Source organism: Fretibacterium fastidiosum (genome assembly GCF_000210715.1).
Taxonomy (GTDB): Bacteria; Synergistota; Synergistia; order Synergistales; family Aminobacteriaceae; genus Fretibacterium; species Fretibacterium fastidiosum.
In genome coordinates, this window is record NC_021038.1 from 233285 (window position 1) to 234516 (window position 1232).

A 1232-nucleotide genomic window follows, 5' to 3' on the forward strand; every position below is an offset into this window, starting at 1 on the left:
AGACACAAATTGGTATTACCCCGTTTCAGTTTCCCTGTTTTGATCGGTTTTGAGCGATGGGCTTGTTTGCTATAATGAGGCCAGGAGCCGAAGGGATGGGGGAGGGATGCGGATTGCTGGTCAACACGCCCTACGACGACGTGTTCCGAACGCTGCTGACCGATTGTTCAAGCCTGATCATACCATTAGTGAACGAAATCTTTCACGAGTCGTACTCCGGGGACGAGGCGGTGGAGTTCTACTCTAACGAGCACTTTATCAATGGTCAGGACGGCGCGGAGCGAGAGCGCGTCACGGACTCATGCTTCGGGATACGGGGCAAGTCGCTGAAGAAGTACCACATCGAGTGTCAGAGCATGTCGGACGACACGATGCTGGTCCGGATGTTCGAGTACGACGCGCAGATTGCGCTGGACGCGGGCGAGGTGAGCGGGGGAGTTCTGACGGTGCGCTTTCCTGCGTCGGCGATCCTGTACCTGCGTTGCCGGGCGAGTACGCCTGACGTGTTGACGGTGCGCATCGAGCTGCCAGGCGGCGGTTCTGCGGCGTACGATATCCCTGCGATGAAGGCCCAGCGGTACACGCCGGAGGACATCTTCTCCAGGGGGCTTTTGTTTCTCATTCCCTTCCGCATTTTTGCGCACGAGAGACGGTTTGCGAGGTATGAGAGGGACGAGGGGCTGCTGCGGGAGCTTCTGTCCGAGTACGAGGGGATAAAAGAACGGCTCGAGGGGCTGGCGGAGAGCGGGAAGTTGACGGAGTACGTGAAGCGGACGCTCGAGGAGATGTCCGGTAAGGTGTTGGAGCACATTGCCTGTCGGCACGAAAAGGTGAGGGAAGGAGTGAAGTCCATCATGGGAGGCCAGGTGTTGGAGTACGAGGCGAAGACGATCCTGAGGGAGGGCATCGCTCTGGGACGCAATGAGGGACGAAATGAGGGCATCGCCTCTACGGCGCGGCGGATGCTGGTGCGGGGCGTCCCGCTGGAGCAGGTCGTTGACTTCACCGGGCTGTCCCTCGGCGAGGTGGAGGCGCTGAGGCGGGGGATGGACAACTGATCGTTGGCCCCCTAAGGGGGCGGCGAGTGTTTTTCATAAGACGCGTCTGTCTGACATTCCCCGTCAACGCCTCCACAAGGCAATCCATTGCCTTGCTTCGGCACAGCCGACCGACACGACGCCGACCGCCTGCTGGCGTCCGTAAGTCGTGTCGTCTGGCCGAGCTAAGGAAGT

Annotated in this window: 1 protein-coding gene; it reads left to right on the forward strand. The window is 59.9% G+C overall.

The features are described 5' to 3' along the window. Positions 1-113: 113 nt before the first annotated feature. Positions 114-1058: an RpnC/YadD family protein gene (locus SY1_RS01035; protein WP_243440543.1), complete on the forward strand. Its 945-nt coding sequence runs from the start codon at positions 114-116 to the stop codon at positions 1056-1058. The last annotated feature ends 174 nt before the right edge of the window (positions 1059-1232 follow it).